Origin of the sequence: Yersinia sp. J1 (genome assembly GCF_050586585.1) — a bacterium.
GTDB classification, from domain to species: Bacteria; Pseudomonadota; Gammaproteobacteria; order Enterobacterales; family Enterobacteriaceae; genus Yersinia; species Yersinia entomophaga.
Genome location: NZ_JBOBDP010000012.1, coordinates 94,590 through 109,257 on the forward strand (window position 1 = coordinate 94,590; position 14,668 = coordinate 109,257).

Below are 14,668 nucleotides of genomic sequence, written 5' to 3' on the forward strand. Positions count from 1 at the left end.
AACCTCCGTGTATCATTTATATTATGGTGGGTTAATATCTCATTGAGATATGTTTATTTATTCAACGTTATTCTCTAATGCCGCAATAAGTCTGTTGACGAAATAAAAATGTCTGCCTTTTCTGGTTTTACATCTTTTATTTTGTAACTGCCTTTTCTTCATGGAATTGGAGTTGGGAGTTATACAAGTAAAAGAGGCGGCTAATGGGGGCAGTGTTTCACCTTGTATTACATCACGATAACCTCGCGGATTGCCAATATGGGTATAAAATTCTGAGCTACTGATATCACCATCGTTGGCTGAGTTATAACCTAAATTTGGCTGCCATCGATTTATCCAAAAGCCATTTGAAAATAGCTGACCGGATTGATAATAATTCTGCAATATTTCTCCGGTTATTTCGATAAAAGAAATGATCCGCTCCGCCGATATACCTTCCAGCGCCACCCATTCCTCCATTCCGCCATAATTATGCAATAGCGCTGATAATCCGGCTTGTCGTGGAGAGTGTTCGGCGCTGGTATCTCTGGCATGTGCGATAGAACCTTCGACTTCATAGAAGTTTGACTCTGGCCTTATGGCATAGATAAAAATTCGAAAGTCTTCCTCAAAAGGCTCTTCGCTATTGGCTCTGGCAAGTGATGCTGCGTGCTCGATGCTATGACGAAATGAAGCGCTGGTAGAGACAAAGGCACTGGTGTAATCATCGACAGATTCTCCATCAAAATGATGTATAAGATCATAATCAACGCGTGGGCCTGCCCAAGGACGCATTCCGTTAGCTGCATTTATCTCCCCTAAGTCCCGGGTGTCGGCGCGGTATACAAGGTTAACGGGGTAAATAGCATAGCTGGCGGATATATAAAAAAATAGAAGTCCAATAATAAACAGTGTATTGATTAATAGAGAGAGAAACTTTCCCTGCATAACACCATCCTTATAACCTGTGAAATAAAATATTATATTTTGATGGTGAAGTGTTAAGTGTAAATCAAAAATTTAAAAGCCTTAAAATAAGTTACATTTTGATTATTACTTGATGTTATTTAATTTGCTGGCTGGGCTTGTTTTGATAATTATTATTGTCTGATCGTTCTCTTTTTTAGTTTTAATTGTGGCTTTGATCTCGCCCGATTAATTCACTCGGTGATTAAATTTATTATTTTGTCCAGAATGCAGTCAATATATGGCATGGTGTCTGATATAGAATTTCCAACATTATTATCTAATTAGGTACACAGCGGCGAGTTTTCATGTTGTTATAGGGATAAATAAAAATGTGAGGACTATACAAATGAATATCATCGCCATTATGAGCCCAATGGGGGGTTACTATAAGGATGAGCCAATTCGTGAGCTTCACAGCGCTCTGCAAGCTAAAGGTTTTCAACTGGTTTACCCGAAAGATGGGCAGGATCTACTCAAGCTGATTGAACATAACGCTCGGATTATTGGCGTCATTTTCGATTGGGATCAGCACAGCATGGCGCTGTGTACCGAGATCAACGAGTTAAATGAATACCTGCCGATTTATGCTTTTATCAATACGACCTCATCGCTGGATGTCAGCCTGAATGAAATGCGCATGGCACTGTATTTCTTCGAATATGCGCTTAACGCAGCCGATGATATTGCTCAGCATATTGAGCAGTATACCGCCGAGTATATTGATGTCATCACGCCGCCGCTGACCAAAGCGTTGTTTCACTATGTTAAAGAGGGAAAATATACGTTTTGCACCCCAGGGCACATGGCGGGCACGGCATTTCAGAAAAGCCCGGTGGGGAGCCTATTTTATGATTTCTTTGGCGCCAATACCTTAAAAGCCGATATTTCTATTTCGGTGACCGAACTGGGGTCTTTACTGGATCATAGCGGCCCGCATTTAGAAGCCGAAGAGTATATCGCGCGTACTTTCAACGCCGAAAAAAGTTATATGGTGACCAACGGTACGTCGACCGCCAATAAAATCGTCGGCATGTATTCTGCCCCAGCCGGTTGCAGCATATTGATCGACCGTAATTGTCATAAGTCACTGACGCATTTATTGATGATGAGCGATATCACGCCGCTATATTTGCGGCCTGCGCGTAATGCCTACGGTATTTTGGGCGGAATACCGAAGAGAGAGTTTACTCGCGAAAGCATCAACGAAAAGATCGCGCAAACGGCGGGGGCTACCTGGCCTGTCCATGCGGTTATTACTAACTCAACCTATGACGGTCTGTTGTATAACACCGATTATATTAAACAGACTCTGGACGTTCCTTCGATACATTTTGATTCTGCTTGGGTGCCTTACACTCAATTTCACCAGATCTACGATGGTAAGAGTGGAATGAGCGGCGATAGGATTCCCGGTAAAGTTATTTACGAAACCCAATCGACGCATAAATTACTGGCCGCATTTTCTCAGGCTTCGATGATTCATATAAAAGGCGATTATAACGAATCGACCTTTAATGAAGCCTATATGATGCACACGACCACTTCCCCACATTACGGTATCGTGGCCTCAATGGAAACGGCAGCCGCCATGATGCGAGGTAAACCGGGCAAACGGCTGATTCAGCGCTCTATTGAGCGCGCGATGCATTTCCGTAAAGAAGTTAAGCGCTTGAGAGCCGAAAGCGATAACTGGTTCTTTGACGTCTGGCAGCCAGATGATATTGAAGACATCCAGTGCTGGCCGCTAGACCCGGGCGAAAACTGGCATGGCTTTGCTAAGGCAGACGCTGATCATATGTATCTGGACCCGATTAAAGTCACGATTCTGATGCCGGGAATGAACAGTGATGGGCAGTTGACGGAGGAAGGTATTCCTGCCGCTCTAGTGGCAAAATTTCTCGATGAGCGTGGCGTTATAGTTGAGAAAACCGGGCCGTATAACTTATTGTTCCTGTTCAGTATTGGTATAGATAAAACCAAAGCCATGAGTTTATTACGTGGGCTGATGGAGTTTAAGCGCGCCTATGATCTGAATTTACGTGTCAAAAATATGCTGCCGGATTTGTATGCGGAAGATCCTGATTTTTATCGTCATATGCGAATTCAGGATCTCGCCGCCGGCATACATCAACTTATTCGTCACCATGACTTGCCGCGTCTAATGCATCAGTCCTTTAGCGTATTGCCGGAAATGAAACTGACGCCTTACGATATGTTCCAACAGCAAATCCGCGGTAATATAGAAGAATGTGAAATGGGTGATCTGATTGGCAAAGTGGTTGCCAATATGATTCTGCCTTATCCGCCGGGCGTACCCGTGGTGATGCCGGGTGAAATGATTACCGAAGAAAGCCGAGCGGTGTTGGATTTCCTGCTGATGCTGTGTGCTATCGGCGAGCACTATCCCGGCTTTGAAACCGATATTCACGGCGCTCATCTGGCCGACGATGGACGATATATGGTTAAGGTGCTGAAAACCAGTTGATAACCCATCACCCGTTGGCCAGCGGGTGAAAAATAATGATGGAGCCAGCCATGTTGGACATTCGCCAGATTCACCATATTGCGGTGATCGGCTCAGATTATCAGGTCAGCAAGGATTTCTACTGCGACGTATTGGGATTCACTTTGCTGAGTGAGGTTTATCGCGCAGAGCGTGATTCCTGGAAAGCCGATTTGGCATTAAACGATAATTATATCATTGAGTTATTTTCCTTCCCGGCTCCGGCTGCGCGGCCAAGCCGCCCGGAAGCCTGTGGCTTACGTCACCTGGCGTTTCAGGTAGATGATATTGATTTGAGCGTTAAGCAATTGGCTGAGAAGGGCGTGGCTTGTGAAACGCTGCGAATCGATCCTTATACACAATCGCGTTTCACTTTCTTTCAGGATCCGGACGGGCTGCCGTTGGAACTGTATGAATTGAAGCCGTCTCGGTGATGTATCGATGAATCAGCCACAACAACTCGTTGAATATATTGCCGATAACCTGCGTGGGCAAACCAGTTTTCTGGTGGGGTTCAGCGGTGGACTTGATTCCAGCGTGTTGCTCCACGCTTTGGTGCAGCTGCGCGCCAGTCTGTTGCCGTCTCTAACCCTGCGCGCTATTCATATACATCATGGTTTGAATCCACTGGCGGAAAACTGGGTGGAACATTGCCAGGCACAGTGTCAGGGCTGGAATGTGCCATTTGAAGTTGTTCGGGTACAGCTCGATACGCGCCACAGTGGGATAGAAGCCGCCGCGCGAACCGCGCGTTATCAGGCCTTTTCCAGCCACTTGGCAGAAGGAGAAACCTTACTTACCGCTCAGCATCTCGACGATCAAAGTGAAACCTTTTTACTGGCGTTAAAACGCGGCAGCGGCCCTGCGGGTTTAGCTTCGATGGCTGCGGCTATGCCATTTGCTGAGGGGCAGATTTTGCGCCCATTATTAGCTATTTCTCGCAAACAATTAGAGCGTTACGCCGAAGATTGCCAGTTGGCATGGATAGAAGATGATAGCAATCAGGACGATCGCTTCGATCGTAATTTTCTGCGTCTGAAAGTATTGCCGGTTTTATCCGAACGTTGGCCGCATTTTTCCCGATCGGTGGCGCGTAGTGCGGAGTTGTGCGCTGAGCAGGAACAATTGTTAGATGAGCTATTATCTGAACCCTTGGCGCAACTACGGCAACCGGATGGTTCTTTAGCGATCAACGGTTTAGCGCTAATGTCGGAAGCTAAACGCGGTGCCTTGCTGCGTCGTTGGCTGGCAGAGAAAGGCGTGGCGATGCCCGCCAGAGAACAGCTACAGCGAATTTGGAATGAAGTGGCGTTGGCGCGGGCTGATGCAGAACCGGTGCTGGAGTTAGCTCCTCATCAGGTACGGCGTTTTCGGCAATATTTGTATGTATTACCGCAGTTGGAAGCCATCACTACGACAGTTTTACCGTGGTCTGTGCCATCGCCGTTGGAGCTACCCGCCGGGCTGGGACGTTTGGAACTGGCTGATGAGAAGGGACAGAAAATCCGAGTGCCCGCTGAAAATGAACCTGTTAGCGTCCGTTTTGGCCTACAGGGGAACATCAGAATCGTTGGGCGTCGGCATTCGCGGCGCGCTAAAAAATTGTGGCAGGAATTAGGCATTCCGCCTTGGGAGCGCGAACGTATTCCGCTATTGTATTTTGGTGAGCAATTGATAGCCGCCATCGGCGTATTTATCACGCCAGAGGGCGTAGCCGAAGAAGGCGGAGCCTGCTGGTGCGTTCAGTGGCGTCAGCTGAATAACATAATAAATAACGAATAATAAAAGCGGTCTTGAGGATCAATGATGAAATCAGTTGTGTGTCTGGCAGTGGCGTTGAGCCTATGCAGTTTTTCTGCAATGGCGAAAAATGATATTGAGGCCGGTAAGGCGAAGTCTGCCGCCTGTATTGCCTGTCACGGTATGAATGGTAAGGTTTCGGTGCCGATGTATCCGAATTTGGCAGGGCAAAATGCGCTCTATCTTGAGCAATCGCTAAAAGCGTATAAAACCGGCGGGCGTTCTGGCGGTCAGGCTGAGGTGATGCGCGCCTATGTTTCAGGTTTGACCGATGAGGATATGTCTGATTTGGCGGCTTACTATGCCAGCCTTAAACCCTAATATTTCGCCTTGGTTAAAAACAAAACGGGCCACTTTTCAGCGGCCCGTTTTTTTTGGCGAAAGGATTACGAAGCACTGACCACGACAGTTCCAATTTCTGGATGACTGAAGCTGGCGATATGATCCAGCCGTAACTCGCGCATTTTCCCCGATTCTTCCACAATCAGGTATTCGACATGCTTGCGTAATAGCAGGTCGCTGGCTTTACCTTCTACGATCTCACCGCCTCTCAACTTCAACGTCAGTATCAGGTGATGCTGGCAGGCGAGTTCCAGATTATCGTAATCATCGCAATTGATGGGTTGATACTCTTCACTCATCGACATAATCGCTCACCAATAAGTTAGCGGCGGCGTAAGCCGCCTGTTCCCTAACGGAGGACGGCAGTGCGTCATTTGCCGCAACTTCGTCCAATGCTTTCAATACACAGCCCAGCGCATCAGGCACATACCCAAGATCGCCACTGCCAATCTCGGAATAAAAACGACGTACTAATTCACAGTATTGTTGCACGGTATCCTCCCGGAAAAGTTTAACCCGGTGGATTTTCAATGGTAAACCACATTGTAAAACCACGAAGATAAACTCTGAACTTATAAGGACTATAGCACAGGAGTTGAAGAGATATCAGCGTTCAGCGGAAGGTTTCTTTGCTTACTAAAAGCCATTAATAATCGGTTTATGTGGGGTTAGCAGCGCGCGCAAAGGCGGGATCAAGTACACTGTCCTCCTGAAAATCAAGAGGTCACCCATGGCACTAAAAGCAACCATTCACAAAGCCACAGTCAATATTGCCGATATGGACCGCAATGTCTTTATGGATACTAACCTGACGGTGGCACAGCACCCTTCCGAAACCGATCAACGCATGATGCTGCGGCTATTGGCGTGGATTTGCCATGCGGACGAGCGTTTGTTATTTACCAAAGGCCTAAGTGCGGACGATGAGCCGGAAATCTGGCTGCGTAACGATCATAACGGCATCGAGCTGTGGGTGGAGTTAGGGCTGCCGGACGAGAAGCGCTTGCGCAAAGCCTGCAATCAGTCGAAAAAAGTTGTTCTTTATTCCTATGGGGAACGCGCGGCGAAAGTGTGGTGGCCGCAGGTTAAAGAGAAACTTTCCGGCCATGAAAATCTTCAGGTACGTTTTCTGGATGATGAGCAAATGGCGAAACTGGCTGCGATGTCCGCTCGCAACATGAATTTGCAGGCGACCCTGCAAGAGGGAACCATTTGGCTTTCTGATGCTCAGAATAATCTGGAAATCACTTTTTCTGAATGGCAAGGCAGCGAGCAATAAGTGTGTTAAATATTTCGAATAGCGTGACGCTGGCCGACAGCGAGATAGAGCTAACGGCGATCCGGGCTCAGGGCGCGGGTGGCCAGCATGTTAATAAATCCTCAACGGCAATACATTTGCGCTTTGACATCAAGGCCTCTAGCCTGCCAGAGTATTACAAGCAGCGCCTGTTGGCGCTGAATCATCATCTGGTCACGGCGGATGGGGTGGTGATTATCAAGGCTCAGGAATACCGCAGTCAGGATATGAATCGCGAGGCAGCTCTGGCCCGTTTAGCGGCGCTGATTCGCCAAGCCATGGTCGTAGAGAAGACCCGGCGACCAACCAAGCCGACCAAAGGCTCTAAAATTCGGCGGGTGGAAGGAAAAGTCCGCAAAGGTGCAACTAAAGCGCTGCGCGGCAAAATACATCAGGATTGATACCGCAGGGGTGTGGGTCCATAGGATTGGTACGCAGTAGGAGATAAGCTGTGAGAAAACTCAGTATTACTTTGTTATTAGCAGCTGGCGCTTTGTCACTGCTGGGCTGTAAAAACCTTTATCAGCCAAAACAGCAACCTTTACAACCGATGCTGCAAAGTTATCAGGGCGTATTGCCTTGCGCGGATTGCAGTGGGCTGGATACGTCTTTATTTTTAGATGCTGACGGCACCTTCGTATTGCAGGAAACTTATCGCGATACCAGAGATGGCGATAGGACATTCTCAGAGCAGGGAACCTGGGCGCGAACCGCCGATAAGCTAGTGTTAACCAGCGCTAAAGGTGAGAAGCGCTATTTCCATCCGGTAGGAAAGAATCTGGAAATGTTGGATCAAAATGGACAACGGATTAAATCCTCTCTGAACTACCAGTTAACGGCCAGCGAAGCTTTGCCAACGACGTCTATTCCTTTGCGCGGCATGTATATTTATATGGCTGATGCGGCACAGTTTACCGACTGCGCTACCGGCCATAGCTTCGCGGTTGATAATAATGTCGAGTTGGAAACCGGTTATATGAATGCGCGGAAAAACGCCGGCGAGCCGGTTTTCCTGACGTTAAATGGACATTTTGGTATGCGACCGTCTATGGAAGACGGACAGTGGGATAAGTCCATGATTCCTGATGGTAATATCAAGTTCACTGCGGGTAAGACCTGTAATAGCAAATAATCGTAAGCGGACGGATTATTCACTGGTTTTTCAGTGATTCAGCTAAAGAAAAAGCCCTGTTAAAAACAGGGCTTTTTGGTATCCATTCTCGGCTGATTAGCCTTTGATTTCACTCAGCAGGAACTCAATGATTTCGCTGGTTTTAATCATTTTCTTCTCACTGGCACGGCGGTTTTTGTATTCCACTTCTTCGCTGTCCAAGTTGCGATCGCCAATAACGATATTGTGCGGCACGCCAATCAGTTCCATATCGGCAAACATCACGCCCGGACGTTCTTTACGGTCGTCCAGAATGACATCGATGCCTTTAGCGCGCAGAGTGGCGTACAGTTCTTCCGCCAGCTCTTTAACGCGGAAAGACTTGTGCATATTCATAGGGAGAATAGCAACCTGGAATGGCGCAATAGCATCTGGCCAGATAATCCCGCGGTCATCATGATTTTGCTCAATCGCCGCCGCCACTACGCGGGAAACCCCAATGCCGTAACAGCCCATGGTCATGACCTGATTGCGGCCATCTTCACCCTGAACCGTCGCTTTCATTGCTTCGGAATACTTGGTGCCCAGCTGGAAGATATGACCCACTTCGATACCGCGTTTAATCTGCAAAGTACCTTTGCCGTCTGGGCTGATATCGCCTTCAACCACGTTACGCAGATCAGCAATCTGCGGCAGCGGCAGATCGCGCTCCCAGTTAATACCGAAGTAATGTTTGCCATCAATGTTTGCGCCAGCGCCGAAATCGCTCATAACTGCAACGCTGCGATCGATAACCACTGGCATTGGCAGGTTCACCGGGCCGAGAGAACCAGGACCTGCGCCTACGATAGCGCGAATTTCTTCTTCGCTCGCGAAGGTCAGCGGTTTGGCAACCTGCGGTAGTTTCTCCGCCTTGATTTCGTTCAGCTCGTGATCGCCACGTACTAGCAGGGCAATCAGCTTATGGCCGCTTTCTTCATGGGCATGAACCATCAGGGTTTTGACGGTTTTTTCGATGGGTAACTGGAATTGGTCTACCAATTCAGCGATGGTTTTCGCATTTGGCGTATCAATAACACGCAATTCTTCCGACGCGGCCGCGCGAGGTTCGTTTGGCGCCATGGCTTCCGCGAATTCGATATTCGCCGCGTAGTCTGATTCGGTAGAGAAAACGATATCGTCTTCACCGCTGTCGGCCAGAACCTGGAACTCATGGGATGCGTCGCCACCGATAGAGCCGGTATCAGCCAGAACCGGGCGGAAGTTCAGCCCCATACGTTCAAAGATACGGTTGTATGCGGCATACATGGCATCGTAAGTTTCTTGCAGAGACTCCTGCGTTGTATGGAAAGAGTAAGCATCTTTCATGAGAAACTCGCGGGCGCGCATAACGCCAAAGCGCGGACGTACTTCGTCCCGGAACTTGGTTTGAATCTGGAAGAAGTTCAGCGGCAACTGCTTATAAGAGTTGATTTCGCCACGAACCAGATCGGTAATCACTTCTTCGTGAGTCGGGCCAAGTACAAAAGGACGTTCGCCGCGATCGACAAAACGCAGCAATTCAGGGCCGTATTGCTCCCAACGACCGCTCTCCTGCCACAGGTCTGCGGGCTGAACTACCGGCATGGAAACTTCAATAGCGCCCGCATTGTTCATCTCTTCACGAACGATGTTTTCAACTTTTTTCAGAACGCGGATACCGGTGGGCAGCCAGGTATAAAGACCTGAGGCCAGTTTACGAACCATGCCGGCACGCAGCATCAATTGATGGCTAATGACTTCCGCGTCGGCAGGCGTCTCTTTTAGAGTGGAGAGCAAATATTGGCTAGTGCGCATGATGTTTTGGTTCCATTAGAACTGCAAATTGCAACAGGCTGCCGAGATTGGTCAGGCAGTCAAAAACAGTAAAAGTAGCTTAGTTTACCAGTGAGAAACGGTTGTCAAAAGAGAACAGCACGAAATTTAGCGTGGGTCGAGGGATAACACTTCGGTTTGCTGCCCAATAACTCGCCAACGAACGTTAAACTCTAATAATAATACTGCGTATTCCCGCGTTTCTACTTCATTTTTCCGATAGGCCGGACGAGGGTCCTGTGCCAGAACCTGAGAAATAAAACGCTCTAGATTCGGGTAGCGCGCCTGATTTTCTGCTAACTGCCGTTGGGCATAAGCGGAAAATGTTACTGGCATATCGGCGTCAGGTGCTGATTGAGCAAAACCGGCACGAGCCAGCGGCTGGCTTTCTGCAAAGGGCAGGTAGGGTTTAATATCGATAACCGGCGTGCCGTCGACCAGATCCAGACTCCCTAGCTCAAGCACCACTTCCGAACCTTTCACTCGCACGGCTTTTAGCTCAATGAGCGACATACCGATGGGATTGGGACGAAAAGTCGATCGGGTGGCAAATACGCCCATACGAGCATTGCCGCCAAGGCGTGGAGGACGCACAGTAGGTCGCCAACCGCCGTCCATGGTTTGATGGAAAACAAACATTATCCATAGGTGGCTAAAATCATTCAGGCCGCGAACTGCCTCTGGCTGATTATAAGGAGCCAGTAATTGTAGCTCACCGCCGCCGTCTTCAATCAGCCCCGGCTGTCGAGGAACTGCAAATTTTTCTTTATAGGGCGACCGGATAACGCCGATCTGCTCAAAGGAAAACGTGGTCATTTTGACGATACGTTCAACGCAGAACCTTGGCAAATCGCCTGCTGGTAACAACCTGGCGCGCCGCTGATAATCTGACATTCATGGAGCAATACCGAGTTTGCTTTCAGGTAAGAGGCTTTAATCTGCATTCTCTTACGCGCCGTGGCAATATTCGGCGGTGAGTCTTGCGCGCTGGTTTGGCAGGATTCACCTGAAACTTCCCCTAAATCACGGAAAGGTTTACCGACCAACTCTTCGGCGGTTTTATACAGTTTCACCGGCGCAGAACGCGGAGCCGTAGTTTGAGTGGATTTGGCCGTCGGCTGTGGGTTTGGCAACATCTTCCCGCCATTGGATGATTCGGTTTGCAGCATGGAACATCCAGTTAGCGAAAGAGCTAACCAACAGAGAGGTAACGCACGCATAGAGATTCCTTTGCTTTTTATATTTAAGTTGCGCTATTGAAGCAATCTATCATGCAAATAACAAGACGGGCCGTAGCCCGTCTTGAAGATATATTCACTAAAATCAGTAATGAAAAATTACCAGCCTTTTACAGCACCGCCGTTAAAGGCTTTATTCGCGGCTTCGTAAACTTCTTCAGACTGGTAGGCCTGTACGAATTTCTTCACGTTTTCCGCGTCTTTATTGTCTTCACGCGCCACGATCAGGTTAACGTAAGGTGAGTCTTTGCCTTCGACAAACAGACCGTCTTTCGCCGGAGTCAGACCAACCTGGCTGGCATAAGTGGTGTTGATCACCGCCAGCGCAATTTTCTGGTCATCCAGAACGCGCGGTAACTGGGGCGCTTCCAGCTCAACCAGATTCAGGTTTTTAGGGTTTTCGATGATATCCAGCTTCGTTGGCAGCAAGCCTACGCCTGGCTTCAGTTTGATCAGATTTTGTTTTTCCAGCAGCAGCAGGGAACGGCCTAGGTTAGTTGGATCGTTAGGTACTGCGACGCTGGAGCCCGGTTGCAGTTCGTCCAGTGATTTGATTTTCTTGGAGTAACCGGCAATGGGGTAAACGAAGGAATTACCAACGGAAACCAATTTATAACCGCGATCAATGATTTGCTGATCCAGATAAGGTTTATGCTGAAAAGCATTCAGATCGATATCGCCTTTGCTCAACGCTTCGTTAGGCAACACATAATCGTTGAATACAACTAACTCAACGTCCAGACCGTATTTATCTTTCGCAACTTTCTGCGCAACTTCTGCAACCTGCTGCTCAGCGCCAACGATCACACCTACTTTGATGTGATTAGTATCTTTTTCTTCCTGACCACAACCGGCCAAAAGCAGGGTTCCGATCAGCGCGCCGACTGCCGCGATAGATTTTAATTTAAAAGACATATCCTTTCCTCTATAGACATTCATTTTAATAGGCGCCGCTGTGAGCGCTATCGCAGGCTGATTATTACTTGTGAGTCACGGCTCTGACGATCCGGTCACCACAGAACTGAATCAGATAGACCAAAATAACCAATAATACTAAGACGGTATTCATTGCGGTCGCGTCATACCCAATATAACCATATTGGTATCCGATTTGACCTAAACCACCGGCACCGACTGCGCCACCCATGGCGGAATAACCGACCAGAGTAATCAGCGTAATGGTTGCCGCGTTAACTAAACCGGGCAAAGCTTCTGGTAATAATACTTTTTTGATGATTTGGAACGGCGTGGCACCCATGGCGCGAGCCGCTTCTACCAAACCAGATGGAATCTCCAGTAGGGCGTTTTCTACCATACGCGCGATAAATGGCGCAGCGCCTACGGTTAAAGGAACGATTGCCGCCTGTAGGCCGATAGAGGTGCCTACTATCATGCGAGTGAATGGAATCATCCAAACCAATAAAATAATGAAAGGTATGGAGCGGAAAATATTCACCAACGCTGAGACTGTCTTATATAAGGTACTGTTGGCGCTGATTTGCCCAGGACGTGTGATATACAGCAACACGCCAATTGGCAGGCCCAGTACAAAACCGAAAAAGCCGGAAACGAAGGTCATCACAATCGTTTCCCAGATGCCCCGGCCCATTAACCACATCATTGCCTCAGACATAACCCAGAACCTCTACTTTTACATGATGATCTTGCAGGAATTTGATTGCGGCCAGGCCATCTTCACTTTCGCCGTGCAATTCCGCCAACATAACGCCGAATTTAACTCCGCCGGCATAATCCATTTGTGAACTCAGAATACCGATATCGATGTTAAAGCGACGTACTGCCTGAGAAATCAGCGGAGCGTCTACGGATTTGCCGGTAAATTCCAGTTTCAGCAATGGCACACGGTCAGACGCAGGTTCAGCGCTCATGCGTAGGGCATAGTCTTCTGGGATATCCAGATGCAGCGTGGAATGAATAAACTGCTGCGCCAGCGGCGTTTTCGGATGGGAGAACACTTCGCTCACGCTGTCTTTCTCAATCAGCTTGCCTTCGCTAATAACGGCAACCTGATCGCAAATGCGTTTTACCACGTCCATTTCATGGGTGATTAACAAGATAGTTAATCCCAGCCGACGGTTAATGTCTTTCAGCAGTTCCAGAATAGAACGGGTCGTCGCTGGGTCCAGTGCGCTGGTGGCTTCGTCGCACAATAAAACTTTCGGATTGCTGGCAAGCGCTCGGGCAATAGCCACGCGCTGTTTTTGTCCGCCGGAAAGGTTAGCCGGATAGGCGTCCTGTTTATCAGCCAAACCGACCAAATCAAGTAATTCGAGCACTCTCTTCTTTATATCTGCGCGCGGCGTGTTATCCAACTCAAGCGGCAGAGCAATATTACCGAATACGGTACGGGAGGAGAGCAAATTAAAATGCTGGAAAATCATGCCAATCTGACGGCGTGCGCGAGTCAGTTCGCGTTCTGATAATGAAGTCAGATCCTGACCATCAACCAGAACCTGACCGCTGGTTGGTCGCTCTAACATATTGGCGCAGCGAATCAGGGTGCTTTTGCCTGCGCCTGATGAGCCGATAACGCCATAGATCTGTCCGGCAGGGACGTGAAGAGTCACGTCAGAGAGGGCGGTAATAACACGCGATCCCTGCTGAAACACTTTGCTGATATTGGAGAGTTTAATCATATTATTCTTATTTTATCGTTAGTTTCCGTGGCTAGATAAAAAGTAAACTTTAGTGAAACCAAAGCATGGATCGGATGTTAAGGCGTCTAGACGTCTAAGTCAACTGGGAAGGTTATTTCTCTTCATTCTCAATGATGGGTGAAACATGCAATACTAGCGGTGTTTACAGTCCTCAGGAGCATATAAGTGACGCAGCCAGTTCCCGCAATATTTTTAGATCGTGACGGTACTCTTAATATCGACCACGGTTATGTCCACGAGATAGATAACTTTCAGTTTATTGACGGTGTGATTGATGCTTGCCGTGAATTAAAAGAAATGGGCTTTGCCTTAGTGCTAGTGACTAACCAATCTGGCATCGCCCGCGGCATGTTTACCGAAGCCCAGTTTGTCAGCCTGACAGAATGGATGGATTGGTCACTGGCCGATCGCGGTGTGGATTTGGATGGTATCTATTTCTGTCCGCATCATCCGGAAGGAAGTGTCGACGAGTTTCGTCAAACCTGCGAATGTCGCAAGCCGTTACCTGGCATGTTAATAGAAGCACAGCAAGAATTGAACATCGATATGGCTGCTTCTTATATGGTAGGTGATAAAATTGAAGACATGCAGGCCGCATTGGCTGCCAATGTCGGTACTAAAGTTCTGGTGAGAAGCGGTAAACCCGTAACTGAAGCGGGTGAAGCGCTGGCCGATTGGGTGCTAAATAGCCTCGCAGAACTACCAAAAGCCATCAAAATGCGGGTTAAATAAGCGTAAAGCGCAAATAATCAGCAAACGGAATAAACTTTACGATAAACCCTTGCCATTCTGAAGCAGCTCCCTATAATGCGCATCCATCGACACGGCGCTGTGAGCAACTTCACAGAGTGGCCGGGGAGAACAGAGAAAATTAACGAATTAAGTTGTTGACTCTGT

The 14,668-nt window shown here is 48.2% G+C and carries 17 protein-coding genes; 8 read left to right on the top strand and 9 right to left on the bottom strand.

Going from position 1 to position 14,668, the window contains the following annotated elements:
* Nucleotides 1–57 precede the first annotated feature (57 nt).
* On the bottom strand, nucleotides 58–927 hold the full coding sequence (locus ACQ4OC_RS15345; protein ID WP_064514766.1) for a hypothetical protein: 870 nt from the start codon (nucleotides 925–927) through the stop codon (nucleotides 58–60).
* A 367-nt stretch (nucleotides 928–1,294) separates the two neighbouring features.
* Between ACQ4OC_RS15345 and ACQ4OC_RS15350 the strand changes: the two genes are divergently transcribed.
* From ACQ4OC_RS15350 to ACQ4OC_RS15365, 4 genes are read left to right on the top strand one after another with little or no spacing between them, the layout of a single operon-like run.
* The gene (locus ACQ4OC_RS15350; RefSeq protein WP_430971325.1) at nucleotides 1,295–3,433 is read left to right on the top strand and encodes a lysine decarboxylase LdcC; all 2,139 of its coding nucleotides are present in this window, start codon (nucleotides 1,295–1,297) and stop codon (nucleotides 3,431–3,433) included.
* Nucleotides 3,434–3,483: 50 nt separating this feature from the next.
* Nucleotides 3,484–3,885, top strand: coding sequence for a VOC family protein (locus ACQ4OC_RS15355; RefSeq protein WP_430971329.1), 402 nt, complete (start codon nucleotides 3,484–3,486; stop codon nucleotides 3,883–3,885).
* A gap of 7 nt (nucleotides 3,886–3,892) precedes the next feature.
* On the top strand, nucleotides 3,893–5,233 hold the full coding sequence (gene tilS, locus ACQ4OC_RS15360; protein WP_430971326.1) for a tRNA lysidine(34) synthetase TilS: 1,341 nt from the start codon (nucleotides 3,893–3,895) through the stop codon (nucleotides 5,231–5,233).
* A 21-nt stretch (nucleotides 5,234–5,254) separates the two neighbouring features.
* Nucleotides 5,255–5,572 (top strand): c-type cytochrome, encoded by a 318-nt coding sequence (locus ACQ4OC_RS15365; RefSeq protein WP_084414307.1) that lies wholly within the window; start codon nucleotides 5,255–5,257, stop codon nucleotides 5,570–5,572.
* A gap of 65 nt (nucleotides 5,573–5,637) precedes the next feature.
* Here ACQ4OC_RS15365 and rof read toward each other — a convergent pair whose 3' ends face one another.
* Together rof and ACQ4OC_RS15375 are read right to left on the bottom strand one after the other, a co-directional pair.
* On the bottom strand, nucleotides 5,638–5,898 hold the full coding sequence (rof, locus tag ACQ4OC_RS15370; RefSeq protein ID WP_049599964.1) for a Rho-binding antiterminator: 261 nt from the start codon (nucleotides 5,896–5,898) through the stop codon (nucleotides 5,638–5,640).
* A complete protein-coding gene (locus ACQ4OC_RS15375; protein ID WP_049599966.1) occupies nucleotides 5,885–6,085 on the bottom strand; it encodes a YaeP family protein in 201 nt (66 codons plus the stop codon). The genes rof and ACQ4OC_RS15375 overlap by 14 nt, the downstream gene beginning before the upstream one ends.
* A gap of 238 nt (nucleotides 6,086–6,323) precedes the next feature.
* Here ACQ4OC_RS15375 and ACQ4OC_RS15380 point away from each other — a divergent pair, with 238 nt between their 5' ends.
* From ACQ4OC_RS15380 to nlpE, 3 genes are read left to right on the top strand one after another with little or no spacing between them, the layout of a single operon-like run.
* Nucleotides 6,324–6,872 carry a YaeQ family protein gene (locus tag ACQ4OC_RS15380; RefSeq protein WP_064514757.1) on the top strand — a complete coding sequence of 183 codons (549 nt, stop codon included), beginning with the start codon at nucleotides 6,324–6,326 and terminating at the stop codon, nucleotides 6,870–6,872.
* Between the two features lie 2 nt (nucleotides 6,873–6,874).
* Nucleotides 6,875–7,291 carry an alternative ribosome rescue aminoacyl-tRNA hydrolase ArfB gene (gene arfB, locus ACQ4OC_RS15385; protein ID WP_049599972.1) on the top strand — a complete coding sequence of 139 codons (417 nt, stop codon included), beginning with the start codon at nucleotides 6,875–6,877 and terminating at the stop codon, nucleotides 7,289–7,291.
* Nucleotides 7,292–7,341: 50 nt separating this feature from the next.
* Nucleotides 7,342–8,022 (top strand): envelope stress response activation lipoprotein NlpE, encoded by a 681-nt coding sequence (gene nlpE / locus ACQ4OC_RS15390; protein WP_120806921.1) that lies wholly within the window; start codon nucleotides 7,342–7,344, stop codon nucleotides 8,020–8,022.
* Between the two features lie 96 nt (nucleotides 8,023–8,118).
* Here nlpE and proS read toward each other — a convergent pair whose 3' ends face one another.
* The 6 genes from proS to metN form a co-directional block, all read right to left on the bottom strand.
* Nucleotides 8,119–9,837, bottom strand: coding sequence for a proline--tRNA ligase (gene proS, locus ACQ4OC_RS15395; protein WP_064514753.1), 1,719 nt, complete (start codon nucleotides 9,835–9,837; stop codon nucleotides 8,119–8,121).
* 126 nt (nucleotides 9,838–9,963) lie between these two features.
* Nucleotides 9,964–10,671: a tRNA (N6-threonylcarbamoyladenosine(37)-N6)-methyltransferase TrmO gene (gene tsaA / locus ACQ4OC_RS15400; protein WP_120806922.1), complete on the bottom strand. Its 708-nt coding sequence runs from the start codon at nucleotides 10,669–10,671 to the stop codon at nucleotides 9,964–9,966.
* Nucleotides 10,668–11,075, bottom strand: coding sequence for an Rcs stress response system protein RcsF (gene rcsF, locus ACQ4OC_RS15405; RefSeq protein ID WP_430971327.1), 408 nt, complete (start codon nucleotides 11,073–11,075; stop codon nucleotides 10,668–10,670). The genes tsaA and rcsF overlap by 4 nt, the downstream gene beginning before the upstream one ends.
* Nucleotides 11,076–11,192: 117 nt before the next feature.
* Nucleotides 11,193–12,008, bottom strand: coding sequence for a MetQ/NlpA family lipoprotein (locus tag ACQ4OC_RS15410; RefSeq protein ID WP_064514747.1), 816 nt, complete (start codon nucleotides 12,006–12,008; stop codon nucleotides 11,193–11,195).
* Nucleotides 12,009–12,072: 64 nt separating this feature from the next.
* Nucleotides 12,073–12,726, bottom strand: coding sequence for a methionine ABC transporter permease MetI (locus ACQ4OC_RS15415; RefSeq protein WP_064514744.1), 654 nt, complete (start codon nucleotides 12,724–12,726; stop codon nucleotides 12,073–12,075).
* Nucleotides 12,719–13,750, bottom strand: a complete 1,032-nt coding sequence (gene metN / locus ACQ4OC_RS15420; protein ID WP_064514742.1) for a methionine ABC transporter ATP-binding protein MetN — start codon at nucleotides 13,748–13,750, stop codon at nucleotides 12,719–12,721. The genes ACQ4OC_RS15415 and metN overlap by 8 nt, the downstream gene beginning before the upstream one ends.
* Nucleotides 13,751–13,936: 186 nt before the next feature.
* Between metN and gmhB the strand changes: the two genes are divergently transcribed.
* Complete coding sequence (gene gmhB, locus ACQ4OC_RS15425) at nucleotides 13,937–14,503, top strand: D-glycero-beta-D-manno-heptose 1,7-bisphosphate 7-phosphatase (RefSeq protein WP_064514741.1); 567 nt, start codon at nucleotides 13,937–13,939, stop codon at nucleotides 14,501–14,503.
* Nucleotides 14,504–14,668: the final 165 nt, after the last annotated feature.